Here is a 20,907-nt window from a genome sequence, read left to right on the forward strand (position 1 = left end):
CTGCTCAAAGGCTTACTTGCGCAGAACGTGCAGCATGCCCTTGCGCTTGGCATCGTAATAATAACCGCGTGCATAAAGCCTGACAGCATTGTCCCGGTTGTTGTCGGCAACAAGCCAGGCGCCGCTCAGATATTTGACGGCATATTTGAGGTTGGTTTCGGCATCGAACAGGCCAGAGGCGGGGCCATCAAAGCCCATGGAGCGGGCCGTGGCGTGCTTGATCTGCATCAGGCCGAAGTGGCCGCCATTATAGGCGCCGGGATTGTATCTGCTTTCACGCTGCACCACGCGATGCACCAGATCTTCCGGCACATTATACATGACAGCGTATTTCGAAATAAGCCCGCTCAGCTTTTCACGTCCGGCCGGCGCGGATTTGTACGGCGCCGTCATCGTTTCGTTCTGCCGGATAGCGGCAAGGGCGGCGTTGGTCGGACCGGCCGCATAGGCCAGAACCGTGCTGTCCGGCTTCGGCAGTGGAATGACTTTGCGCTCCGCGGTCAGTTCGGTACCGATCGACGGTGTTCCGGGCGGCGGCGGTGCGGGCGGGAAGCTGCCCTTGACGGCAACCACCTGCGGCAGGTCGGCGGCAGAGTTGTGGGCCGCCGGTTTCGCGGCGGCACTTGCGGTTTCGATCGCTGCGGCTGCCGGCGTTGCGGCGTGCGGTGCAAGAGCCGCAGCCGTCGTCGGCGCGGCTGTCGTCACTGTTGCCTGCGCGACCTCTGTCTGTTGTTGCTGCGGCTGCATCTGGGTTGGGCTTGCCACTGCCGCTGCAATTTCTGCTGCCGGCGGCAGCGCCACGCGGCCACCCTTGACGGCGGCGACGGTTGGAAGCGATTCGGGCTGGGAAGAGGCTGCCACGTCAGTGGCATGTGCTGCCGGTGCGGCGGTACCAGCCGTTTCCGACTGTGCGGAGGCTTGTGCCGGTGTGGTCTGGTTGACTGCGGCTATTTTCGGGCCGTTCGGCCCTTCCTTTGCGGCATATTCGACGCTGGTGCATCCGGCCAAAGCCAGTGCAAGGCCCACCGTGGAAGACAGAAGAAGTGCGCTTCTTCCGCGGAATTTTGCCGAATTTCGCATGTTGCCGCCTTCGTTATGCCTGTCTGTCGATACCCCCGCGTCGAGCGAAGCAGGCAGTGTCCCATCGAGCCTTCATTAACCTATTGTAAGGATAGCGGCAAGCCGGGACGTGGCATCGCGGTTTTTCAGGCGGCGATGCGGCGGTATCCGGCGCTGACGGCACGGCCAGAAATGAAGTGAGTGCGGTATTTCGGCCGGATTTTTTTGTTGCGGGACATGCGGCGCACCAGTGCCAGCGTGGAGCCGGCAAAGAGTGCCTGCGCTGCCAGAATGCCAAGTGCCAGCAACAGGATTGCGGCCTGCGCTACGGCCAGCGTTTCGACCGCATTGCCGGAGGTGGAAACGAATTGCGGCAACAGTGCCAGGAAGAACATGAAATAGCGCGGACGCAACGCTGCAATGGCGTAGCAATCACGGAAAATGCCGCTGGATGATTTGCCGGGCAGATTGTCATTGTCTGCATTGGCTGCCTGGGCGGCGGGGGTGGCAAAGGTCCATAACAGGAAAAGAATCAGCCAGCCGATACCAGTCCACTGAACGATTTCCACAAAGGCATGCGGCAGATAGGCAAGGCCAGCCGCTGGAATCGCAGATATCGTCATAGCTGTAACGATGCCAAGCGCGCCGCCAGTGACAGAGGCAAACACCGTTTTTCTGCCGCGGATAGCGGCATAGGAGGCGACAGAGAATACAAGGGGAGAGGGAAGTGCGAACACAACGGCACATGCTGCACAAAAAACCAGCCACGCCTGTCCAGACATTCTCTTCCTCCTTGCCCTCCCTGTCGCCGCTTTCTCCAGCCTATCGTAAAATTAGGCCGCTGTGAACGGTTGACCGACGTGTTCCATCACTTCGGTAAACCATTTTGCAGACAGGTCGAAATGCTTTCCGCCCTTGATACGCGGAAACTCGATGGTCCGCAATTTACCCTTTTGGTCTTCGTCGTGGCCGGTGACGCCCGAGACCTTGTTCAGCGCGCTTTCGACGGCAAGATCGACCATGCCCTGGATGAGGCGCAGATCATCGCCATTGGCGGGAGCGGAGCGGGCGAAGTAACCGGATTTCTGGACCATGGAGCGTTCGGCGCCGATGAGGCCGGCGAATTGCTTCTGGAACCAGCCGCCGACATTGATGGTGTCGATCTTCACATGGCCGAAGGCATCGCGCTTGACGGCTTCACCGGCGGCTTCGCGTTCGGCAACGATGGAATCGAGCCCCGCTCCTTCGGAAACGAACAACGTGACGTAGCCGTGTTTGTCCATGATCGCCTTCAGCCGTTCGGCTTCCGCTTCGATGTCAAACGCCATTTCCGGCAGGTAGATGCCGTCTATGTTCTTCATCTGCGTGTTCATCATCAGTCCTTCGACATATTCATTGCCGTTGGTCTTCTGGATGTAGGCGCGGGCGGTCGCAGCCGTCAGCCAGCCGCAATGGCGGCCCATGACTTCGTGGATGACAAAGGTCTTCGGCGCAGCACTCTGCTCGTTGCTGACATTGTCGAAGAAGGAAGCGCCCACTTCGGCCGCGGTCCATGCGCCGAGCGACTGCCTGATCGGAACCACGTCGTTATCCACGGTCTTCGGCAGCCCGACGACGGTCAGATCGTAACCGTTGGCGCCGAGATATGCGGCAAGGTCGGCGGCCGTCGTGTTGGTGTCGTCGCCGCCGATGGTGTGGAGAATGGTGATGCCGTCGGCAGCCAGCCGTTCGGCGGCAACGCGCAGCGGATTTTCACCCTCTTTCACCAGCCCGCGCTTGGCGCAATCGGCAGCGTTGGTGAGCTTTACGCGGCTGTTGCCGATCGGCGATCCGCCATAACGGTGCAGCAGATGCGCCTTTTCGCGCATGTCCTTGTTGATCTCGATCCGGTCGCCCAGAAGCACGCCCTGATAGCCGGAACGATAGGCCACAATGTCAATATCAGGCGCGACGTCGCTATAACGCTCGATCAGGCCGCCAACGGCTGAAGAGAGACAGGGAGCAAGGCCACCCGCGGTCAGCATTGCGACTTTCTGTTTGGCCATTGTGGCTCTCCTTTGCTTGGATAGAAAGATATGTCTGGCAAATGGATGCGACAGCCACGTGTAGGTGTAAAGTGAATTTATCACGAAAAATGCCGATTTCTCGCGGTTTTTCAGCAGCTTGGGCAAAGAAGCCGAATATAATCGTTTCAATCGCCTCCAACCTTGCACCAGGCTTCGCCGTCTGTGGAAAACCGTTGCTCTCCCGTTTGCCGCCCCCTTGCTCCTGAAGAAAAACTGTCGCAAAAATGAATAAAAGTTAATGCCGCAGCGGCGCCGCGCATATTGCATTCACGGCGATATGCCGTCATGCTTGGCGTCATGATGTTCGATTTCGCCTGTTTGCATATTTCATCCCTGTGGGAACGGCTGCTCGGCGCGATCGGTGACGCGGCAGGCAGCACGCTCGGTCGCGTGGTAGAGGCGATCCGTACCCTTTTCGAGGGAGATCCGGAGACCCGCCGCAAGGTTTCTTTTTCCGTGGCCATTATCGCGCTGTCGGCAAAGATGGCCAAGGCAGACGGTGTCGTGAACGATGCCGAAGTGCGCGCCTTCCGGCAGATTTTCGATTTTCCTGAAGAAGAAGCCAGAAACGTTGCCCGCCTTTATAATCTCGCACGCCAGGACGTTGCGGGATACGAGGCCTATGCCGAGCGTCTTGCCGGTCTTTGCGGCTCCGGCCATGACAATTGCGAGATGCTGGAAAGCGTCATCGATGGCCTGTTCCACATCGCCAAGGCAGACGGCTTGATCCACGAGCGGGAACTGGCGTTCCTCGGCCGTATCGCGGAAATCTTCCATATTACCGAAGATCATTTCGAAACGATCATGGCACGCCACGTTCATATGGATGGGCGCGATCCCTATCGTGTGCTTGGCGTTTCGCCCTCGGACGACTTTCTGGATATCCGCAAGCGTTACCGTTCGCTGGTTGCCGAGCACCATCCGGACAAGCTCATCGCGCGCGGTGTGCCGATGGAATTGCACGCTGCCGCGAATGAGCGTATGGCGGCCCTCAATGCCGCCTATGAGGCCATCGAGAAAGAACGCCGCGTCGCATGAGTGAATTTCTGCCGGATTTCAACCCGGATTTCGGGGGCGCAACCGTTGCGCCTTCTCCCAACCATGGCGAAAGACAGGGTGTGGCAGGCCCGGATATCATTCTCCTGCACTATACCGGCATGACGACAGCCGATGGCGCCCTTTCGTGGCTCTGCAATCCCGAAAGCCAGGTCTCCAGCCACTATTTCGTTTTTGAAGACGGGCGTGTCATGCAGCTTGTTGCGGAAACTCGCCGCGCCTGGCATGCGGGCAAAAGCAGTTGGGCGGGGGAGGCGGACATCAATTCCCGCTCCATCGGGATTGAAATCGCCAATCAGGGCCATCCGGGCGGCCTGCCGGAATTTCCGGAAAAACAGGTGGCTGCCGTCATCGAATTGTGTCGCGATTGCGGCCAGCGGTGGTCTATCGCCCCTGAAAGGGTGCTTGCGCATTCCGATGTGGCGCCGATCCGCAAGGTTGATCCGGGTGAAAAATTCCCATGGGACATCCTGTCGCGGCACGGTGTCGGTCATTGGGTAGAGCCAGCGCCGATCCGCGGCGGACGTTTTTTTCAGCGCGGCGATCACGGCCAGCCGGTGGAAGCGCTCCAGTCCATGCTATCCATTTACGGATATGGCGTTGAAATAACAGGCGCATATTGCGAAAAAACAGAAGGTGCCGTGGCCGCCTTTCAGCGGCATTTCCGCCCGGCGCTGGTGGATGGTATCGCGGATTTTTCCACGATCGACACGCTGCATCGGCTGATTGCCAGCCTTCCGAAATTTTCGGCCGTTTGAACGCCGTTTCTGGAAAAGCCTTCCCCGTTTCCCGGTCGCGCAAGTCGATTTTTTTGTTGTGCCACAGTTAATCCGCATTGAGGAAGTCTAAGAGCCGCAGTGGACGCGGTGCTGTTCTTCAGGGGAGCTTGCCGTCAATATCAATCAAGGAGACTGGACGGTAGAAGGTCGTAATCGACTTTCCGCGCGCTGGACGTTTTTATCGTTTCATTGTTCCGGTTATCCGATCTGGAGACTATTTCAACAGATGAACAGAGTTTTTGTTGCTGTCGCAGCGGGCGTTGCTATGCTCGTTTCGCAGGCGGGGATTGCTTTTGCCAAAGACGAGGACGTCAAGACCAAAACCGTGACGCTGGGGACCTTCTTCCGTACGCCCGGTTATCCCGTTCCCGAAAAGAGCCTGCCTTCGTCGCTCAAGAACGACTATTCCGATCTGATCGTCAAATATGCCAAGCGTTACGGCGTCCCCACCAATCTGGCCCATGCCGTCGTTTCTGTAGAAAGCAAGTTCAACCCTAGGGCTCGCGGCAGCGCAGGCGAGGTCGGGCTGATGCAGATCAAGCCGGCAACGGCGCGCATGATGGGCTTTCGCGGCACGACCAAGGCTCTCTTCGACCCCGAGACCAATATTCGCTGGGGCATGCAATATCTGGCAACCGCCCACCAGCTTGGCGGCGGTGAGGTTTGCAGCACGATCCTGCGTTACAATGCCGGCCACGGCGCCACCCGCATGAACCCGGTGTCCAAGCGTTATTGCGGCAAGGTCCAGGCGCTTCTGGCCAGCTGAGGTCCTTTGCTCAAGCGTGTCGTGATGTTTCAGATTGGCGATAAGCTTTAAGTCCTTGTTTTAACGCATCTCGTTATTGCAGAACCGCTGCACGCTCTTGCGCGGCATGTTTCGGACGTCACGAAAATCGATTCCGGTTTATGCGTGCATGCTGTAGTCAGGAGCAAACCTGATGCGGAGCATGACATGCCGGATTTCAAATATATCGTTGTCGGTGCCGGAATGATGGGTGCGGCGGCAGCGAGGCACATTTCGGCGCAAACGGATGGCGTGGCTCTGATCGGGCCGGATGAACCCGCCGATCGCAAGACCCATAACGGTGTGTTTTCAAGTCACTATGACGAGGCGCGCATCACCCGTGGTTTCGATGGCGATCCCGTCTGGGCGGAGCTGGCGCAACGCTCCATCCGGCGCTATGCCGAGATCGAAGCAAAAAGCGGCATCCGTTTCTTCATCGAAGCGGGCTGTCTGTTTACCGGAAACGGCAAGGGGCTTGCCGGAGACTACGTTTCGCGAGCCTTGGTCTCGACCGACCGTCTCGGTCTTGGCGTGGAAACGATTGGCAGCGATGCGCTGGCTGGCCGGTTCCCGATGTTTTCCCTGCCGTCGGATCACGACGGTTACTTCGAGGCGCAGAATGCCGGCCACGTCAATCCGCGTGCGCTTGTGAGGGCGCAATCCACGATTGCTGCTGCGCAGGGCGCGCGACTGATCCGCGAGACGGCGGCGCATGTTCGCGATACCTCCCAAGGTGTGGAAGTTTCCACCAGGGAAGGGGCCGTACACACGGCCGAAAAGGTCATAGTGGCGGCTGGCGGTTTCACCAACATGGCTGATCTTCTGCCTTCCCCGGTCGATATGGCGGCAACGGGCCGCACCATCGTGTTTTTCGAACTCGACGAAGCAAGGCAGGCCCTCTTCGGCTCTATGCCCTCGACCATCGTGCTGGCGGAGACCGAGGACGATATCGTCTATATTCTGCCCCCTGTGCGTTACCCCGACGGCAAGGTCTATCTGAAGATCGGCGGTGAGAGCGAAAAGGGCAGGCTGGAAACGCTGGCCGAAGCAGTCGGCTGGTTTCATTCCGACGGCACGCCGGGCGAAGTGGAATTCCTGACGAAACGGGCGCTATCGCTCATGCCGGAACTTGCGGGCTGCCCCGTGACCTCTGGTTCCTGCGTCGCATCCATTACTCGTAGCGGTTATCCATATATCGGCTATACGCAATCTTCCAATATCGCGGTTCTGACCGGTGGCAATTTCGTTTCCGCCAAGTCTTCCGACGAAATCGGGCGGCTAGGCGCGGTGCTGCTTCTGGATGGCCAACTGACCGAGAGTGATTTTGCCGCCGAAATGTCGCCGGTTTTTATCTGACATTCAGCAGCGAAGCGGCTACAAAATCGCAGCTGTACTAGAGCGGGTTGAGGCGAAGACGGCGGCATGTCGGGACATTTCAAATATATCGTTGTCGGTCGTGGCATGATGGGTGCTTCCGCCGCCCGCCATCTGGCGGAAAACACCGAAGGTGTGGCCCTGATCGGCCCCGGTGAACCTGCCGACATCAAGTCACATCCGGGTGTTTTCGCCAGCCATTACGATGAGGCGCGCATTACCCGCACCATTGATGGCGATGCGGACTGGGCGCTACTCGCCAACCGCTCGATCGCGCGCTACACCGACATCGCGGCAAGGAGCGGCGTGGAATTTTACGCTCCCATCGGCTGCCTGATGGTTGGGCCTGAACGCGGTGGCGACAATCCCTTTGTCGACAACGTCTGTGAGGCAGCGGCGCGTCTGCGGGTTTCCACGGAAATGCTTGACGACGCAGGTCTGAAAAGCGCCTTTCCCTATTTCTCCTTCGAGCCGGGCTGCGAGGGCGTGTTCGAAAAGGACAATGCCGGTTACGTCAATCCGCGCGCGCTGGTGAAGGCGCAGAGCGTTCTGGCAGACAAAGCCGGCGTTACGCTCATCGACGATATAGTCGTCTCGACGCGGGAAGAGGCTGGCCGTGCACGCGTCGAGACGGCCTCGGGTGCGGTTTATACAGCAGACCGGGTGCTGGTCGCTGCGGGTGGCTTCTCGATCACGAAGGATTTGTTGCCGCAGCCCGTCGCTCTCAATGTCTATGCGCGCACCGTCGCCTTCTTCGAGGTAGAGGAGGCGGAGCTGGGACAATATGCGGGCATGCCGTCGTTGATTTACGAGCCGCGCGACACGACGAAACATGTCTATCTCCTGCCGCCCGTCCGTTATCCCGATGGCAGGTTCTATCTGAAAATCGGCGGCGATCCCGATGATAAGAAGCTCGATAGCGATCCCGAAATTCGCGCATGGTTCCGTTCCGGCGGGCGCGAAAGCGTTCGCGACCATCTCTCTGCCATCGTCGGGACCTTGGTGCCATCCATCGACCGGTCGCGCATTTCCACGGCCGCCTGCGTGGTGTCCAAAACGCCGGGCGGTTATCCGGCCATCGGCTTTACGACGTCACCGCGCATTGCGGTTCTGACTGGCGGCAACGGTACGGCGGCCAAGAGTTCCGACGAGATCGGGCGGTTAGGCGCCCTGTTGCTGCGGGATGGAAAAATTTGCAACGACGCCTATGCAACGGATTTCAAGCCTGCATTTCTTTGATCTTCCGTTACGCTTTTCGGTGGCTTTCGCCAAAGAACATGGGTATTGACGCCATGCCAGTTGGCTGGGCAGCCGCGCTTTACCAATGTCGAAAGACGGTAAGGTGAGGAAAGTCCGGGCTCCACGGAAATACGGTGCCGGATAACGTCCGGCGGGGGCGACCCCAGGGAAAGTGCCACAGAGAGCAAACCGCCATGCCTGGCATGGTAAGGGTGAAAGGGTGGGGTAAGAGCCCACCGCGCCGCTGGTGACAGTGGTGGCAAGGTAAACCCCACCGGGAGCAAGACCGAATAGGGATGACACGGGGCGCGGGCGAAAGCCTTCGTCTACAGCCGGTTTCCGGGCCCGTCATCCGGGTGGGTTGCGAGAGGCGGCATGCAAATGCCGTCCCAGATGAATGGCTGCCACGTTCCGGGTCAAACCGGGGCCATACAGAACCCGGCTTACAGGCCAACTGGCGATTTTCCTGCCGCTTTTTTCGGTGGCGATCAGCCCTCGATGATATGGGGCACGTAGCGGGAGAGATTTGCGGTGATAGGTGACGCGTCCTCGCGAATCCCGAGCCCGCAGGGCCGATCGGCGACGATCCAGCTTCCTAACACGGCGTATCCGAAATCGCTCTTGAACAATGGTGCGTATGCCTGAAAAACATACCCCTCTTGGCCATAATTGCCGGGGGCCGATAAAATTTCGCGTCGGTTTCGGTAAAGGCTGACATTTTCGCCTTCACGCGAGAGAAGCGGCTTCACCACGTAATCCCGTAATTCATATATTTCAGGATCATCTGGGAAGAAACTTGGGAGCAGATTCGGGTGATTGGGATGCCGCTGCCAGAGCAAAGGCAGCAGGCCTTTGTTCGACAGCACGGCTTTCCAGGCAGGCTCGATGAAAATATCGCCTTGTGCAGGCAGATGCGTGGCAAAGGATTCTCGTAACATGTATTCCCACGGATAAAGCTTGAAGCAGCGTTCGATGACGCGACTTTGAAGGTCAGCATAACGCCCGCACGCATCGATGCCGATGTCTCTGATATCGAGGAATTGGGCACGGTGGCCCGCCTGAATGGCGCAGTCCATGAGATAAATCGTCGTACCGCAATCCTCGGCGTTGTCGCTCACCGCCGCGAAATGGAAAATCCTGTCTCGCGAGAATTGCCCGAAGGCCTCAATCAACGCTTCCTGAACCGAGTTGAACTGGTCGGTTTGCGGCGGGAGCGTTCCAAGGGCGACCTGATCGGTCAGCCAGTTATATTGGAAATATCCCGTTTCGAATACGGAAGTGGGCGTGTCGGCGTTGTATTCCAGCAGCTTTGCAGGGCCATGCCCGTCATAGGCAAGATCGAAGCGGCCATACAGGTGGCGGTCGCACCGCCGCCAAGAATTTCGAATGACATCATGGTGATCGCGGGGGATGGCAAGACGGGTTAAAGCCTCCTCACTGTGTACGATGTCGGCGACGAGATCCATGCACATGTCGTGCAGGATCTGGCTCGGTTCTTCGATGTCGCGCTCGATTTCAGCCAGTCCAAAGCAATAGGCTGCATCGTCCACCCAGTAAGGCTCGCCATGCATTTCATGGAAGGAGAAACCGACAGCATTGGCCTTCTCGCGCCAATCCGGGCGCGGCGGGACTGTGATGCGGCGCATGTCAGCTTCCTGAAAAGGAGTGGCCGCCGAATCCACCACGGCCCTTGACGTTCGTTTTGGCGTTGGACGTCTTCACGTCATTCGCTAGCGCGCCTCCTCCTGACGTGATTCCCCCGCCGCCTTGGTCCTGTTCACTGGCCGTCACATCCGGTATGACGAGGTCGCCGTTGCGTTTTCGATAGGCCGACATCGCACCGTTGGAACCCGACTCGCTGTTTTTCTGCCTGCGGCGATAGTTGCTGTAGTCTGCAAAGTTTTCGATGGACCGAGGCATAACAAAACCGGCGGGTGAGGGTGTGAAGACACCTATGCCGGTGGGGTTAGTGGAATTGAGATTTTGTTTCAGCTCAAAGCAGTTTCCCGCGCCGTATTCCATTTCACATGCGACCATATTGAGAAATTTAGGTGCAGTGGCGAGGTGATGTTGGCCGGCGTCTTCGGATGCCGCTTGGCAAGCCTTGGGATAGACACCGGAGGCAACGCATTTTTCAACTGAGGTATAAAGAACCTCTTCCTCCGATGAAAAAGCCATAAAAAGGCCTATTGCGGCAATCGTACCGAGGGCGAGACGCGGATGTTCTGTCACGTCCAAATACATGTCTGTTCCTCAATAGGCCATGCAGGCTGCGTTTAAAATCCCGATGACCACAGCGATGCCGCCGCTCCAGAGCCCGGCCGCAACGTTATCCTCGGTGATTTTCAGGTGCAGGTCGGTCATGGAGAGTTTGGCGATGTAGAATGCGAGAACCTGTACCAGCAGGCCGATCACTGCCCAGACGATATAGTCGGGGAGGCTGACGGAATTAGCCGCCGCCGAGGCGAGCGGCAGGCTGAAGCCGATCAGTGCCCCCAAAAAAGCGACGACGGCGGCAAAGTTGCCGGCCTTGATCAACTCCCCCTCGCGGTGGGGAGTAAGGCGGGTGTAAATAGCGGAAAAGGTTGCCAGGCAGAGCAGGCCGATCAGAAAATAACTTAAGAAGGCAGGTAAGCCTGCCACGTAATTCGGCATTATTGTCTCACAATGAAAAACACAACTTCAGAAATCAAAATCAATTGAAAGTTTAAAAAGTCAAGCGTCGCGGCGTTGTTGTTTGTTGAGAGTGACGGTTCTGGCTGAGCGCAACATGCGCATTGCTTCTGCGTCAAATCGAACCTCTGCAACTGGTCTATCGCTAAATCACACAGATAGCCGTAACGCCAACCAAGCTGGCATTCCCACGGCAGCATCAGAGCGCCTTTTGCGATTTAAGTGGCGCGTGTTCGGCGAGGGTCGCCAAGTGTCTGTTTCGCAAACAAAAAAATGGCATATCGACCCAAGTTTTATTTGTTCCCGCTGGCACATGAGTTCGCGCAGTAAACCATTCGTTAAACTTAACGGCTTATGAATTTCCGATGCGGAGTCGGTATCGTGCCGGCTTCTCCCATTGACGCCCATAGTGTCCCATGGTATCCCAAATGCACACCACACTGGGTCGTGTTTTTGACCCGCAATCGCTGAAACGAGTGAGGAGCCTGCAACGGGCTGCTGCAGGGCATGTCGCCCTGACGCTTGGCGATGTGTCGTGCGTACCGGTGTTGTCTGTGGGGCGGATGATTCGCTTTGCGGAATGCGGTTTTGGCGAGTTGAGTAATGGACCGCTTTTTATCGAACGTAACGAACAGGATCGACGCCAAGGGGCGCGTTTCGGTTCCGTCTCCGTTTCGTTCGGTGCTGGCACAGCGTGGGATTCAGGAGCTTTATTGTCTTCAGGATTTCGCGTTTCCGGCAATCAGTGTCGGCGGTCCGGATTTGCTGGAGCGCTACGAGCGGCAGATCGCGTCCATGGATGCCTTCTCGCCGGAGGCGAACGCAATGTCGCTGCTGGTACACGGCGGCGGCGTTTTCATGAAGCTCGATCAGGAAGGTCGGTTGACGGTGACGGATTTCGTCCGGGAATTTACCGGCATATCCACGGATGTCACCTTCGTTGGACGAGCGGATCATTTTCAGCTTTGGCAACCGCAGGCGTTTTTGGCGGCGCAGGCGGCAGCAAGAGCGGGGCGCGGTTTTTCGGCTGCACGCCCCGCATAGGACGGGGACACGGAATGGCGGCGAATTCTAGCGGGCGATCTTCTGATGCCGGTGAGGGACCTCAGCGTCACATCCCGGTCCTGCTTCGCGAAGTGATCGCTGCGCTCGAACCCGCATCCGGCAAGGTCATCCTCGACGGCACTTTCGGCGCCGGCGGCTACACCCAGGCAATTCTCGATCAAGGTGCCAATGTCATCGCGCTTGACCGCGATCCGAACGCGATCGCCGGCGGCCAGGCCATGGTTGCTGCAAATGGCGGCAGGCTTACCCTCATTCAATCGCAATTTTCCGATCTGGCAAGGCACGCGCCGGAAGGCGGTCTTGACGGCGTGGTTCTCGATATCGGCGTTTCCTCCATGCAGATAGACGAGGCCGAGCGCGGTTTTTCCTTTCAGAAGAACGGTCCTCTCGACATGCGCATGTCCAGCTCCGGCGTTTCGGCGGCGGATGTCGTCAATCGCGCCAAGGTCGGCGATCTCATCCGCATCTTCGGTTTTCTCGGCGAGGAAAAGCAGCCGGGCCGCATCGCCCGCGCCATCGAGAAGAGGAGAGCGGAAGAGCCATTCCGCACCACGCGTGATCTGGCGGGCCTCATTGAAATCGTTACGCCGCGCAAGGCTAAAGACAAGATCCATCCCGCAACACGGGTGTTTCAGGCGCTGCGCGTTTTCGTCAATGACGAACTCGGCGAATTGGCGCAGGCCCTGTTTGCTGCCGAGCGGGCCTTGAAGCCCGGCGGCCGGCTGGTTGTCGTCACGTTCCATTCGCTCGAAGACCGCATCGTCAAGAAATTCTTCTCCGAACGTTCCGGAAAGGCGGCGGGTTCCCGCCATCTGCCGATGGTGGAGGACAAGCCCGCCATTTTCGAAAATATCGGCAAGCCGATGGTCGCTGCAAGCGACGAGGAGGCGGAGATCAATCCGCGGGCCCGTTCGGCCAAGCTGCGCGCCGGCCTGCGCACGGCGGCACCTGCCCGGGCGGCAGATTTTTCGATTTTCGAACTTCCCGATCTCGCCAGCCTTGAAAAGATGGGAGGCTGATATGCTGCGCACATTCGATGTCGTGTTGATGGGGGTCATGGTCGCTGCGGCGGTGGTGACCTATTCGATCAAGCACAAGACCGATCTCAAGCTGGAACAGGTCCGCAAGCTCGAGACCGAAATCAAGCTCGAAAAAGACACGATCGATCTTTTGCGGGCCGACTGGGCACTGCTGACGCAGCCGAACCGCCTCCATCGTCTCGTGAATGCCTATCAGGACGAGCTTGGCCTTTCGCCGACGCTGCCGACACAATTGGCGCAGCCGCGCGAATTGCCGATGCTGCGCTCGCAATTGCCGCAGCCGCCCGAGCCGGAAGGCATGAGCGTTGCGGATGTCATCGCCGCTGCCGTCAACGGCTCCAAGCCGGGCGCTACGCTTGGCGGAACTGCCAAGAAGAAATCACCGCCCGCCGGCCAGATTGCCGCCAATGGCGCTCCTGTTCCAACACCGCGGGCGCGTGTTTCCCGTCCCACGGCGGCTCCGGCTCCTGCCGTCGCCGCTGTCGCAGGCGATGAAGATGGCGAAATGGATGAAACCATAACTGGATCGGTGGACCGCTGATGTCTTTTCTCTCCCGCGTCATGGTTCTGAAGAGCAAGGCTCACTTTTCCGCCAGCACCACCGGCATTCATACTGACCACGCAGCTTTCGAGGGCGCTCGCAAGAAGAGGGCGGCCCAGGCGAAAAGCCGCGTCGGTCTCATCATTTTCGGCTTCATCGCCTTTTACGGCGTCGTGGGCGGCCGTCTGGTGCAATATGGCCTTGCCGAGCAGGAAACGGTTTCAAGCATTGCCCCTGCCGACCGGCTGATGGCGTCGCGTCCCGATCTTCTTGATCGTAACGGCGAGGTTCTGGCGACCGATATCCGCACTGTCTCGCTGTTTGCAGAGCCGCATCGCATCGTCGATATCGACGAAGCCATCGAGAAGCTGCGCACTGTATTGCCAGATCTCGACCAGCGCGGCACCTATCAGAAGCTTTCCTCCAATTCGCGCTTTCAGTGGCTGCGCCGTCAGTTGACGCCGAAGCAGCAGAGCCAGATCCTGGCGCTCGGCATTCCCGGTGTCGGTTTCCGCCCGGAAAAGCGCCGCTTCTACCCTGGCGGGCCAACAGCTGCCCATGTTGTCGGTCACGTCAATATCGACAATCGCGGTGTTGCCGGAATGGAACGTTACGTCGACAGCCAGGGACTGGCCGATCTGACGGCGCTTGGCATGACCAGCGATCAGCCGCTGGAGCCGGTAAAGCTTTCCATCGATCTTCGCGTCCAGTCCATCGTGCGTGAAGTCGTGACCTCGGCCATTACCAAGTTCCAGGCGATCGGCGCGGGGGCTGTGGTTCTGGATGTGCATACCGGCGAAGTGCTCGCTATGGCCTCCGTGCCGGATTATGATCCGAACAACCCGGCAGAAGGTGCCAAGGAGGGATGGCTCAACCGCATGTCGAACGGCACGTTCGAAATGGGCTCCACCTTTAAATCCTTCACCATTGCCATGGGTCTCGATTCGGGTCGCGTCCGCCTGGGCGATATGTTCGACGCGCGTTATCCGATCCGCATCGGTGGCTTCACTATCAAGGACTTCCACGGCAAGGGCCGCATGCTCTCGGTGCCGGAAATTTTCCAGTATTCGTCGAACATCGGTACGGCAAAAATCGCTGACACCGTGGGTACCGAAGGACACAAGGAATTCCTGACGCGGCTTGGCCTTCTAACGCGCATGCAGACCGAACTGCCTGAAGTGGCGCTGCCTTCGCAGCCCCGCGAATGGAAGAAGATCAACTCGATCACCATTTCATTCGGCCACGGCGTTTCAACAACGCCGTTGCAGACAGCAGTTGCCGGTGCCGCGCTCGTCAATGGTGGGAAGTTGATCGAGCCGACATTCCTGCCACGCACGCGCGAACAGGCGGATCAGGTGGCAAAACAGGTGCTGAAGCCCGGCGCCAGCAAGGATATGCGCTTCCTGTTCGAATGGAACGGTGTCAACGGTTCTGGCCGTAATGCGCGCGTCGACGGTTTCAATGTCGGCGGCAAGACCGGTACGGCTGACAAGGTCGTCAATGGCCGTTATGTGCATGACAAGAACTTCAATGCCTTCCTTTCGGCCTTCCCGATGGACGACCCGCAATATGTGGTGCTCTCCTTCATCGACGAACCGAAGACGGACAAGGGCAATGGCGCGGCACTTGCAGGCACCTCGGCTGCGCCGATGGTGCACGATATCATCAGCCGCACGGCGGCAGTGCTGGGCGTGAAGCCGAAGTTCGGCAAGGATGGCTCGGCCTTGCTCGTGTCTTATTGATTGTTAGAGCTTATGGTGTTCCGGCGAATCGCGCCGGGGGGACAAGACGGACACAGTCGATGAATTTGCGAGATATATCCGGGACGGCGTTTCCGGAATTGAATGAATTGCTCCTGTCTGAGATAGGGGCAATCGAAATCGGGGGAATTACCGCAGACAGCCGCAAGGCTGCGCCCGGTAGCCTGTTCGTGGCGGTTGCGGGAACCAAGGCGGATGGCGCGGCCTATGTGAAGGACGCGGTCGCCAAGGGTGCGGTCGCCGTCGTTTCCGGGCATGCGGTGGATGCCGATGTGCCGGTCCTCGCTGTCACTGACCCGCGCCTCTACCTTTCGCTCGCCGCTTCCCGTTTTTATGGAAAACAGCCGGAAACCATGGTCGCCGTTACCGGCACTGCGGGAAAGACCTCCGTTGCCTCCTTCGTGCGGCAAATCTGGGCTTTCGCTGGCCATGCCGCCGCCCAGATCGGCACGACGGGTGTCATCGCTCCCGGCCGCGAAGATTATGGCGCGCTTACCACACCGGATCCGGTGACGCTGCATGCGCTTCTCGCCGAGCTTGCTGCCGAAGGTGTGACCCATGCAGCCATGGAAGCTTCGAGCCACGGCCTCGACCAGCGTCGCCTTGATGGCGTGAAGCTCGCTGCGGCCGGTTTCACCAATCTCGGCCGTGATCACATGGATTATCACCCGACCATCGAGGACTACATGGCCGCGAAGATGCGGCTGTTCGACACGCTGATGGAAAAGGGCGCGCCAGCCGTCATTTTTGCCGACGACCCTTGGTCGGATAAGGCCATTCGCGCCGCCGCGGATGCAGGCCTCAATGTGCGCACCGTTGGCCGGAAGGGCGATTATCTGACGCTGAAGCGTGTAGAGCATTTCCGTCACAAGCAGCTGATCGAAGTGCACCATGACGGCGTGATCCACGAAGTCGACATTCCGCTGGCCGGCGATTTTCAGGTGGCCAATGCTCTCGTCGCCGCCGGTCTTGCCATGTCCACCGGCGTTTCCGCCGCAACGGCCATGAAGGCGCTTGAAAAGCTGATCGGTGCTGCCGGTCGCCTGGAACTTGTGGGCCAGACGAAGAACGGCGCGCTTGCCTATGTGGATTATGCCCACAAGCCGGATGCGCTTGAAAATGTTCTGACCTCGGTCAGGCCCTTCACCTCCGGCCGCATCATCACCGTCTTCGGCTGCGGCGGCGACCGTGACAAGGGCAAGCGCCCGATCATGGGCGAAGTGGCGACACGTCTTTCCGACATCGTCATCGTTACCGACGACAATCCGCGCTCGGAAGACGCTGCAACGATCCGTTCCGAAGTCATGGCGGCTGCGCCGGGTGCGTTGGAAATTGGCGACAGGGCAGAGGCGATCCGTCATGCGGTGTCGCTGCTTTCGAACGGCGATACGCTGATCGTCGCGGGCAAGGGGCATGAAGAGGGGCAGATCGTCGGTTCCGTGACGCTGCCGTTTTCCGATCATGAACAGGTGCGTACCGCGCTGGAAGGATTGAAGATTTGAATTGGTTATGGACAGTCGCCGACATGATCGCCATCACGGCAGGGCGTCCCGTCGGGAACCTGCCGACCGGTATCACCGGCATTTCCATCGACAGCCGGACTGTGAAGGCTGGTGAAGCATTTTTCGCCATCAAGGGCGATAGGGTCGACGGCCATGACTATACGAGTTTTGCTGTCGCCAATGGTGCGGGCCTGCTGGTCGTCGCCGAAGGCAAGCTGCCGGCCCTCGGCCGCCTGACCGTGCCCATGATCGTCGTGGAGGATGTCCTCGCGGCGCTTGGCAAGCTCGCCATTGCGGCGCGTGAAAGGACCACGGCGCGGATCATCGCGGTGACCGGTTCTGTCGGCAAGACGACGACGAAGGAAATGTTGCGGCAGGCTCTGGCGCCTTCGGGCCGGGTTCATGCGGCGGTGGCGTCCTTCAACAATCACTGGGGTGTGCCGCTGACGTTGGCGCGCATGCCCGCCGATACCGAATTCGGCGTTTTCGAAATCGGTATGAACCACTCCGGCGAAATCCGTCCGCTGGTCAAGATGGTACGTCCGCATGTCGCGATCATTACCACCATCGCGCCAGCTCATTTGGGCAATTTCAAGAACATAGAAGAGATCGCGAGCGCCAAGGCGGAGATATTCGAAGGGTTGGAGGAGGGCGGCTTCGTCATCCTCAACCGTGACAACGCCCAGTTCGAGCAACTTGAAGAAGCGGCGCAGGACCAGGGTATCGAGCATATCCTGACCTTCGGGCAGCATGCCAAGGCCGATTTCCGGCTGGCCGATTTCGAAAGCACGTCCACGGGCTCGACCATCTGGGCGATCCTGAACGGCGAAACGAGCGAATTGCACCTGAACATTCCCGGCAGGCATATTGCCGACAACGCCATGGCGGTGCTTGGCGCTGTTGCCGTCACCGGCGCCAATCTCGACCGCGCCTTCGAGGTGCTCGGAACGCTCGAGGCAGTCAAGGGGCGCGGACAGCGCCATCGCCTGACGATTGAAAGCGGCTCCTTCCTGCTGATCGATGAGAGCTACAACGCCAACCCCGCCTCCATGCGGGCGGCGATTGCCGTGCTTGCGGAAACAGAAACGCAGGGTTATGGCCGTCGCGTTGCCGTTCTCGGCGACATGCTGGAGATGGGCGAATTCTCAGCCCAGCTACACGAGGAACTGGCCGGACCGCTGCTAGCCGGTGGTATCGAACATGTCTGGCTGGCTGGGGAGGCGATGGCCGCCCTTCGCGATGCGCTTCCGGACAGTGTAACTGTCATCTGGTTCCCGACGACAGCTGAACTTGCCGATTTTGCCCTGCAATGGGTGCAACCGGGCGATGCGCTGATGGTAAAATCGTCACTTGGGCTGGGTTTCGGCAAGATTGTCGCGGCGCTGCTTGACAAGTATCCGGCATTCCCCGAGACGGAACGCCAAGTCTGAAATAGCCTTTTGAAAGGGCAATTATGCTGATCTGGCTCGTCGAACTGTCGGATAAAATTCAAGTCTTCAACCTCTTCCGGTACATCACCTTCCGGGCGGGTGCGGCGATGTTCACCTCTGCGTTGATCGTCTTCCTTTTCGGACCGGCGATCATCAATTCGCTGCGCGTGCGCCAGGGCAAGGGCCAGCCGATCCGTGCCGACGGGCCGCAGACGCATTTCAAGAAGGCTGGCACGCCGACCATGGGCGGGCTGATGATCCTTGCCGGTATTCTCGGCGGTTCGCTGCTCTGGGGTGACCTGTCGAACGTCTACGTCGTCGCCGTTCTGATGGTGACGCTCGGCTTCGGGGCTATCGGCTTTTATGACGACTATCTCAAGGTGACGAAGCAGAGCGACAAGGGCTTTTCCGGCAAAGCCCGTCTCGGCATCGAATTCCTGATTGCCGCGATTGCCGTGTTCTTCATGATGAAGGTGGCGCTTGCTTCCGCACCGCATGGCGGCACGCTCGGAAGCTCCATCGCCTTTCCGTTCTTCAAGGAACTCGTGATCAATCTCGGCTATTTCTTCGTGCTGTTCGGTGCTTTCGTGATTGTCGGCGCCGGCAATGCGGTTAACCTGACCGACGGTCTCGATGGTCTCGCCATCGTGCCTGTCATGATTGCAGCCGCCACCTTCGGCGTGATTGCTTATCTCGCCGGTAACGCGGTTTTCGCCAATTACCTGCAGATCAACTTCGTGCCCGGAACGGGTGAGCTCGCTGTAATCGTCGGCGCGGTGGTCGGGGCTGGCCTCGGCTTCCTGTGGTTCAACGCGCCGCCCGCCGCCATCTTCATGGGTGACACGGGTTCGCTGGCGCTAGGCGGCCTCATCGGCTCCATCGCTGTCGCCACCAAGCACGAGATCGTCATGGTCATCGTCGGCGGCCTGTTCGTGATGGAAACGCTCTCGGTCATCATCCAGGTTTTCTGGTTCAAGCGCACCGGCAGGCGCGTTTTCCTGATGGCGCCCATCCACCATCATTTCGAGAAAAAAGGCTGGACGGAAAGCCAGGTGGTCATCCGTTTCTGGATCATTTCCGTCGGTCTGGCGCTGCTCGGCCTCGCTACGCTGAAGCTGAGGTGAGCGATGATCCCGGTCTCGTCGTTCAGAGGTAAGAAGGTCGCGCTTTTCGGGCTTGGCGGTTCGGGCCTCGTCACGGCCCGGGCACTGGTTGCCGGCGGGGCGGATGTCGTTGCTTTCGACGATAATCCCGACAGCGTCGCCAAGGCTGAGGCCGAAGGCATAACGACGGCTGATCTTCGAACGATAGACTGGCATTCCTTTTCGTCTTTCGTGCTCGCACCCGGCGTGCCGCTGACGCATCCGAAGCCGCACTGGTCGGTCGATCTTGCCCGGGCGGCGGGTGTCGAGATTATCGGCGATATCGAGCTTTTCATTCGCGAGCGCCGGGCGCATGCGCCGGATTGCCCCTTGATCGCCATCACCGGCACGAACGGCAAATCCACGACGACCGCACTGATTGCCCATATCCTCAAGGCTTCGGGCCGCGATACACAACTCGGCGGCAATATCGGCACTGCCGTGCTGAGCCTCGATCCGCCGAAAGCGCAACGTTTCTATGTCGTTGAATGCTCGTCCTACCAGATCGATCTGGCGCCGACGATCAATCCGACGGCCGGTATTCTGCTCAATCTGACGCCCGACCATCTCGACCGGCACGGCACCATGCAGCATTATGCCGATGTCAAGGAACGGCTTGTGGCCGGCAGTGGCACGGCAATTGTCGGCGTTGATGACAGCTATTCCACGCTGATCGCCGACCGCATCGAGCGTGCCGGCGTGAAGGTGGAGCGCATTTCCAAGCGCAATGTCGTTTCCGAAGGTCTTTATGCCGAAGGCAGCCGCATCCTGCGGGCGCATGGGGGCAAGTCCTCGCCGCTGGTCGATCTCGACGGCATCCAGACGCTTCGCGGCAGCCACAATGCCCAGAATGCAGCGGCTGCAATTGCCGCATGCCTTGCCGTCGGCGTTTCCGAAGAGGACGTTCGCGCAGGTCTCAAGTCCTTCCCCGGCCTAAAACATCGCATGCAGCCTGTCGGTCGGCGCGGCAATGTCACTTTCGTCAATGACAGCAAGGCCACCAATGCCGATGCAGCAGCACCGGCCTTGTCGAGCTATGAGCGCATCTATTGGATCGCGGGCGGTCTGCCAAAGGCCGGCGGCATTGCCAGCCTTGCGCCCCTGTTTCCGCGCATCGCCAAGGCTTATCTGATCGGCGAGGCGGCGGCGGAATTTGCAGCGACGCTCGGCGAAGCCGTGCCTTATGAAATATCCGGCACGCTGGACAAGGCGGTGCAGCATGCGGCGGCGGATGCGGAAAAAGATGCGACGGCCGGCAATATCGTGATGTTATCCCCGGCTTGCGCAAGCTTCGACCAATATAAGAACTTTGAAATCAGAGGTGATTCGTTCGTCGCGCAGGTTGCGGCGCTCGATGGCGTGACGATGCTCGTTCACTCTGGAAAAGGGGGCTGAGG

The 20,907-nt window shown here is 59.1% G+C and carries 19 protein-coding genes and 1 other RNA gene; 14 read left to right on the forward strand and 6 right to left on the reverse strand.

Annotated features, from left to right (window positions below; translation table 11 throughout):
- Positions 1–12 precede the first annotated feature (12 nt).
- The 3 genes from F617_RS0110540 to F617_RS0110550 all read right to left on the reverse strand — a co-directional run bounded on the left by F617_RS0110540 (position 13) and on the right by F617_RS0110550 (position 3,104).
- Positions 13–1,080 carry a lytic transglycosylase domain-containing protein gene (locus F617_RS0110540; protein WP_019565271.1) on the reverse strand — a complete coding sequence of 356 codons (1,068 nt, stop codon included), beginning with the start codon at positions 1,078–1,080 and terminating at the stop codon, positions 13–15.
- A gap of 125 nt (positions 1,081–1,205) precedes the next feature.
- Positions 1,206–1,841, reverse strand: a complete 636-nt coding sequence (locus F617_RS0110545; protein WP_019565272.1) for a LysE family translocator — start codon at positions 1,839–1,841, stop codon at positions 1,206–1,208.
- Positions 1,842–1,892: 51 nt separating this feature from the next.
- On the reverse strand, positions 1,893–3,104 hold the full coding sequence (locus F617_RS0110550; protein WP_003513264.1) for a pyrophosphate--fructose-6-phosphate 1-phosphotransferase: 1,212 nt from the start codon (positions 3,102–3,104) through the stop codon (positions 1,893–1,895).
- A 318-nt stretch (positions 3,105–3,422) separates the two neighbouring features.
- On the opposite strand from F617_RS0110550, the gene F617_RS0110555 reads away from it, so the two are divergent.
- From F617_RS0110555 to rnpB, 6 genes are all read left to right on the forward strand, one after another.
- Positions 3,423–4,163: a DnaJ family molecular chaperone gene (locus F617_RS0110555; RefSeq protein WP_013636520.1), complete on the forward strand. Its 741-nt coding sequence runs from the start codon at positions 3,423–3,425 to the stop codon at positions 4,161–4,163.
- Complete coding sequence (locus F617_RS0110560; protein WP_019565273.1) at positions 4,160–4,939, forward strand: N-acetylmuramoyl-L-alanine amidase; 780 nt, start codon at positions 4,160–4,162, stop codon at positions 4,937–4,939. Before F617_RS0110555 ends, F617_RS0110560 begins: the two co-directional genes overlap by 4 nt.
- A 247-nt stretch (positions 4,940–5,186) precedes the next feature.
- A complete protein-coding gene (locus F617_RS0110565) occupies positions 5,187–5,726 on the forward strand; it encodes a lytic transglycosylase domain-containing protein (RefSeq protein ID WP_003513258.1) in 540 nt (179 codons plus the stop codon).
- Positions 5,727–5,912: 186 nt separating this feature from the next.
- The gene (locus F617_RS0110570) at positions 5,913–7,100 is read left to right on the forward strand and encodes an FAD-binding oxidoreductase (protein ID WP_019565274.1); all 1,188 of its coding nucleotides are present in this window, start codon (positions 5,913–5,915) and stop codon (positions 7,098–7,100) included.
- Positions 7,101–7,166: 66 nt separating this feature from the next.
- Positions 7,167–8,357 carry an FAD-binding oxidoreductase gene (locus F617_RS0110575; protein WP_019565275.1) on the forward strand — a complete coding sequence of 397 codons (1,191 nt, stop codon included), beginning with the start codon at positions 7,167–7,169 and terminating at the stop codon, positions 8,355–8,357.
- Between the two features lie 56 nt (positions 8,358–8,413).
- Positions 8,414–8,819: RNase P RNA component class A (rnpB, locus tag F617_RS27530), an RNA gene on the forward strand.
- Positions 8,820–8,845: 26 nt separating this feature from the next.
- On the opposite strand, the gene F617_RS0110580 is transcribed toward rnpB, so the two are convergent.
- From F617_RS0110580 to F617_RS0110590, 3 genes are read right to left on the reverse strand one after another with little or no spacing between them, the layout of a single operon-like run.
- Entirely contained in the window at positions 8,846–10,003 is a 1,158-nt protein-coding gene (locus F617_RS0110580) for a glutathionylspermidine synthase family protein (RefSeq protein WP_003513255.1), read from the reverse strand.
- Between the two features lies 1 nt (position 10,004).
- Positions 10,005–10,601, reverse strand: coding sequence for a DUF1190 domain-containing protein (locus tag F617_RS0110585; protein WP_003513247.1), 597 nt, complete (start codon positions 10,599–10,601; stop codon positions 10,005–10,007).
- A gap of 9 nt (positions 10,602–10,610) precedes the next feature.
- A complete protein-coding gene (locus F617_RS0110590) occupies positions 10,611–11,012 on the reverse strand; it encodes a DUF350 domain-containing protein (protein WP_003513245.1) in 402 nt (133 codons plus the stop codon).
- Between the two features lie 621 nt (positions 11,013–11,633).
- Here F617_RS0110590 and mraZ point away from each other — a divergent pair.
- The 8 genes from mraZ to murD are packed head-to-tail and all read left to right on the forward strand — an operon-like array spanning position 11,634 to position 20,905.
- The gene (mraZ, locus tag F617_RS0110600) at positions 11,634–12,074 is read left to right on the forward strand and encodes a division/cell wall cluster transcriptional repressor MraZ (RefSeq protein WP_013636515.1); all 441 of its coding nucleotides are present in this window, start codon (positions 11,634–11,636) and stop codon (positions 12,072–12,074) included.
- Positions 12,075–12,088: 14 nt separating this feature from the next.
- Complete coding sequence (gene rsmH / locus F617_RS0110605) at positions 12,089–13,114, forward strand: 16S rRNA (cytosine(1402)-N(4))-methyltransferase RsmH (protein WP_026330778.1); 1,026 nt, start codon at positions 12,089–12,091, stop codon at positions 13,112–13,114.
- 1 nt (position 13,115) lies between these two features.
- A complete protein-coding gene (locus F617_RS0110610; RefSeq protein WP_019565277.1) occupies positions 13,116–13,676 on the forward strand; it encodes a hypothetical protein in 561 nt (186 codons plus the stop codon).
- Positions 13,676–15,418 carry a penicillin-binding protein 2 gene (locus F617_RS0110615; protein ID WP_003513230.1) on the forward strand — a complete coding sequence of 581 codons (1,743 nt, stop codon included), beginning with the start codon at positions 13,676–13,678 and terminating at the stop codon, positions 15,416–15,418. Before F617_RS0110610 ends, F617_RS0110615 begins: the two co-directional genes overlap by 1 nt.
- A gap of 59 nt (positions 15,419–15,477) precedes the next feature.
- A complete protein-coding gene (locus tag F617_RS0110620) occupies positions 15,478–16,938 on the forward strand; it encodes a UDP-N-acetylmuramoyl-L-alanyl-D-glutamate--2,6-diaminopimelate ligase (protein ID WP_013636513.1) in 1,461 nt (486 codons plus the stop codon).
- The gene (locus F617_RS0110625) at positions 16,935–18,368 is read left to right on the forward strand and encodes a UDP-N-acetylmuramoylalanyl-D-glutamyl-2,6-diaminopimelate--D-alanyl-D-alanine ligase (RefSeq protein ID WP_026330779.1); all 1,434 of its coding nucleotides are present in this window, start codon (positions 16,935–16,937) and stop codon (positions 18,366–18,368) included. Before F617_RS0110620 ends, F617_RS0110625 begins: the two co-directional genes overlap by 4 nt.
- 23 nt (positions 18,369–18,391) lie before the next feature.
- On the forward strand, positions 18,392–19,492 hold the full coding sequence (gene mraY, locus F617_RS0110630) for a phospho-N-acetylmuramoyl-pentapeptide-transferase (protein ID WP_003513226.1): 1,101 nt from the start codon (positions 18,392–18,394) through the stop codon (positions 19,490–19,492).
- 3 nt (positions 19,493–19,495) lie between these two features.
- Positions 19,496–20,905: a UDP-N-acetylmuramoyl-L-alanine--D-glutamate ligase gene (gene murD / locus F617_RS0110635; RefSeq protein WP_019565279.1), complete on the forward strand. Its 1,410-nt coding sequence runs from the start codon at positions 19,496–19,498 to the stop codon at positions 20,903–20,905.
- The last annotated feature ends 2 nt before the right edge of the window (positions 20,906–20,907 follow it).

It is taken from the genome of Agrobacterium sp. 10MFCol1.1 (genome assembly GCF_000381165.1).
Taxonomy (GTDB): domain Bacteria; phylum Pseudomonadota; class Alphaproteobacteria; order Rhizobiales; family Rhizobiaceae; genus Agrobacterium; species Agrobacterium tumefaciens.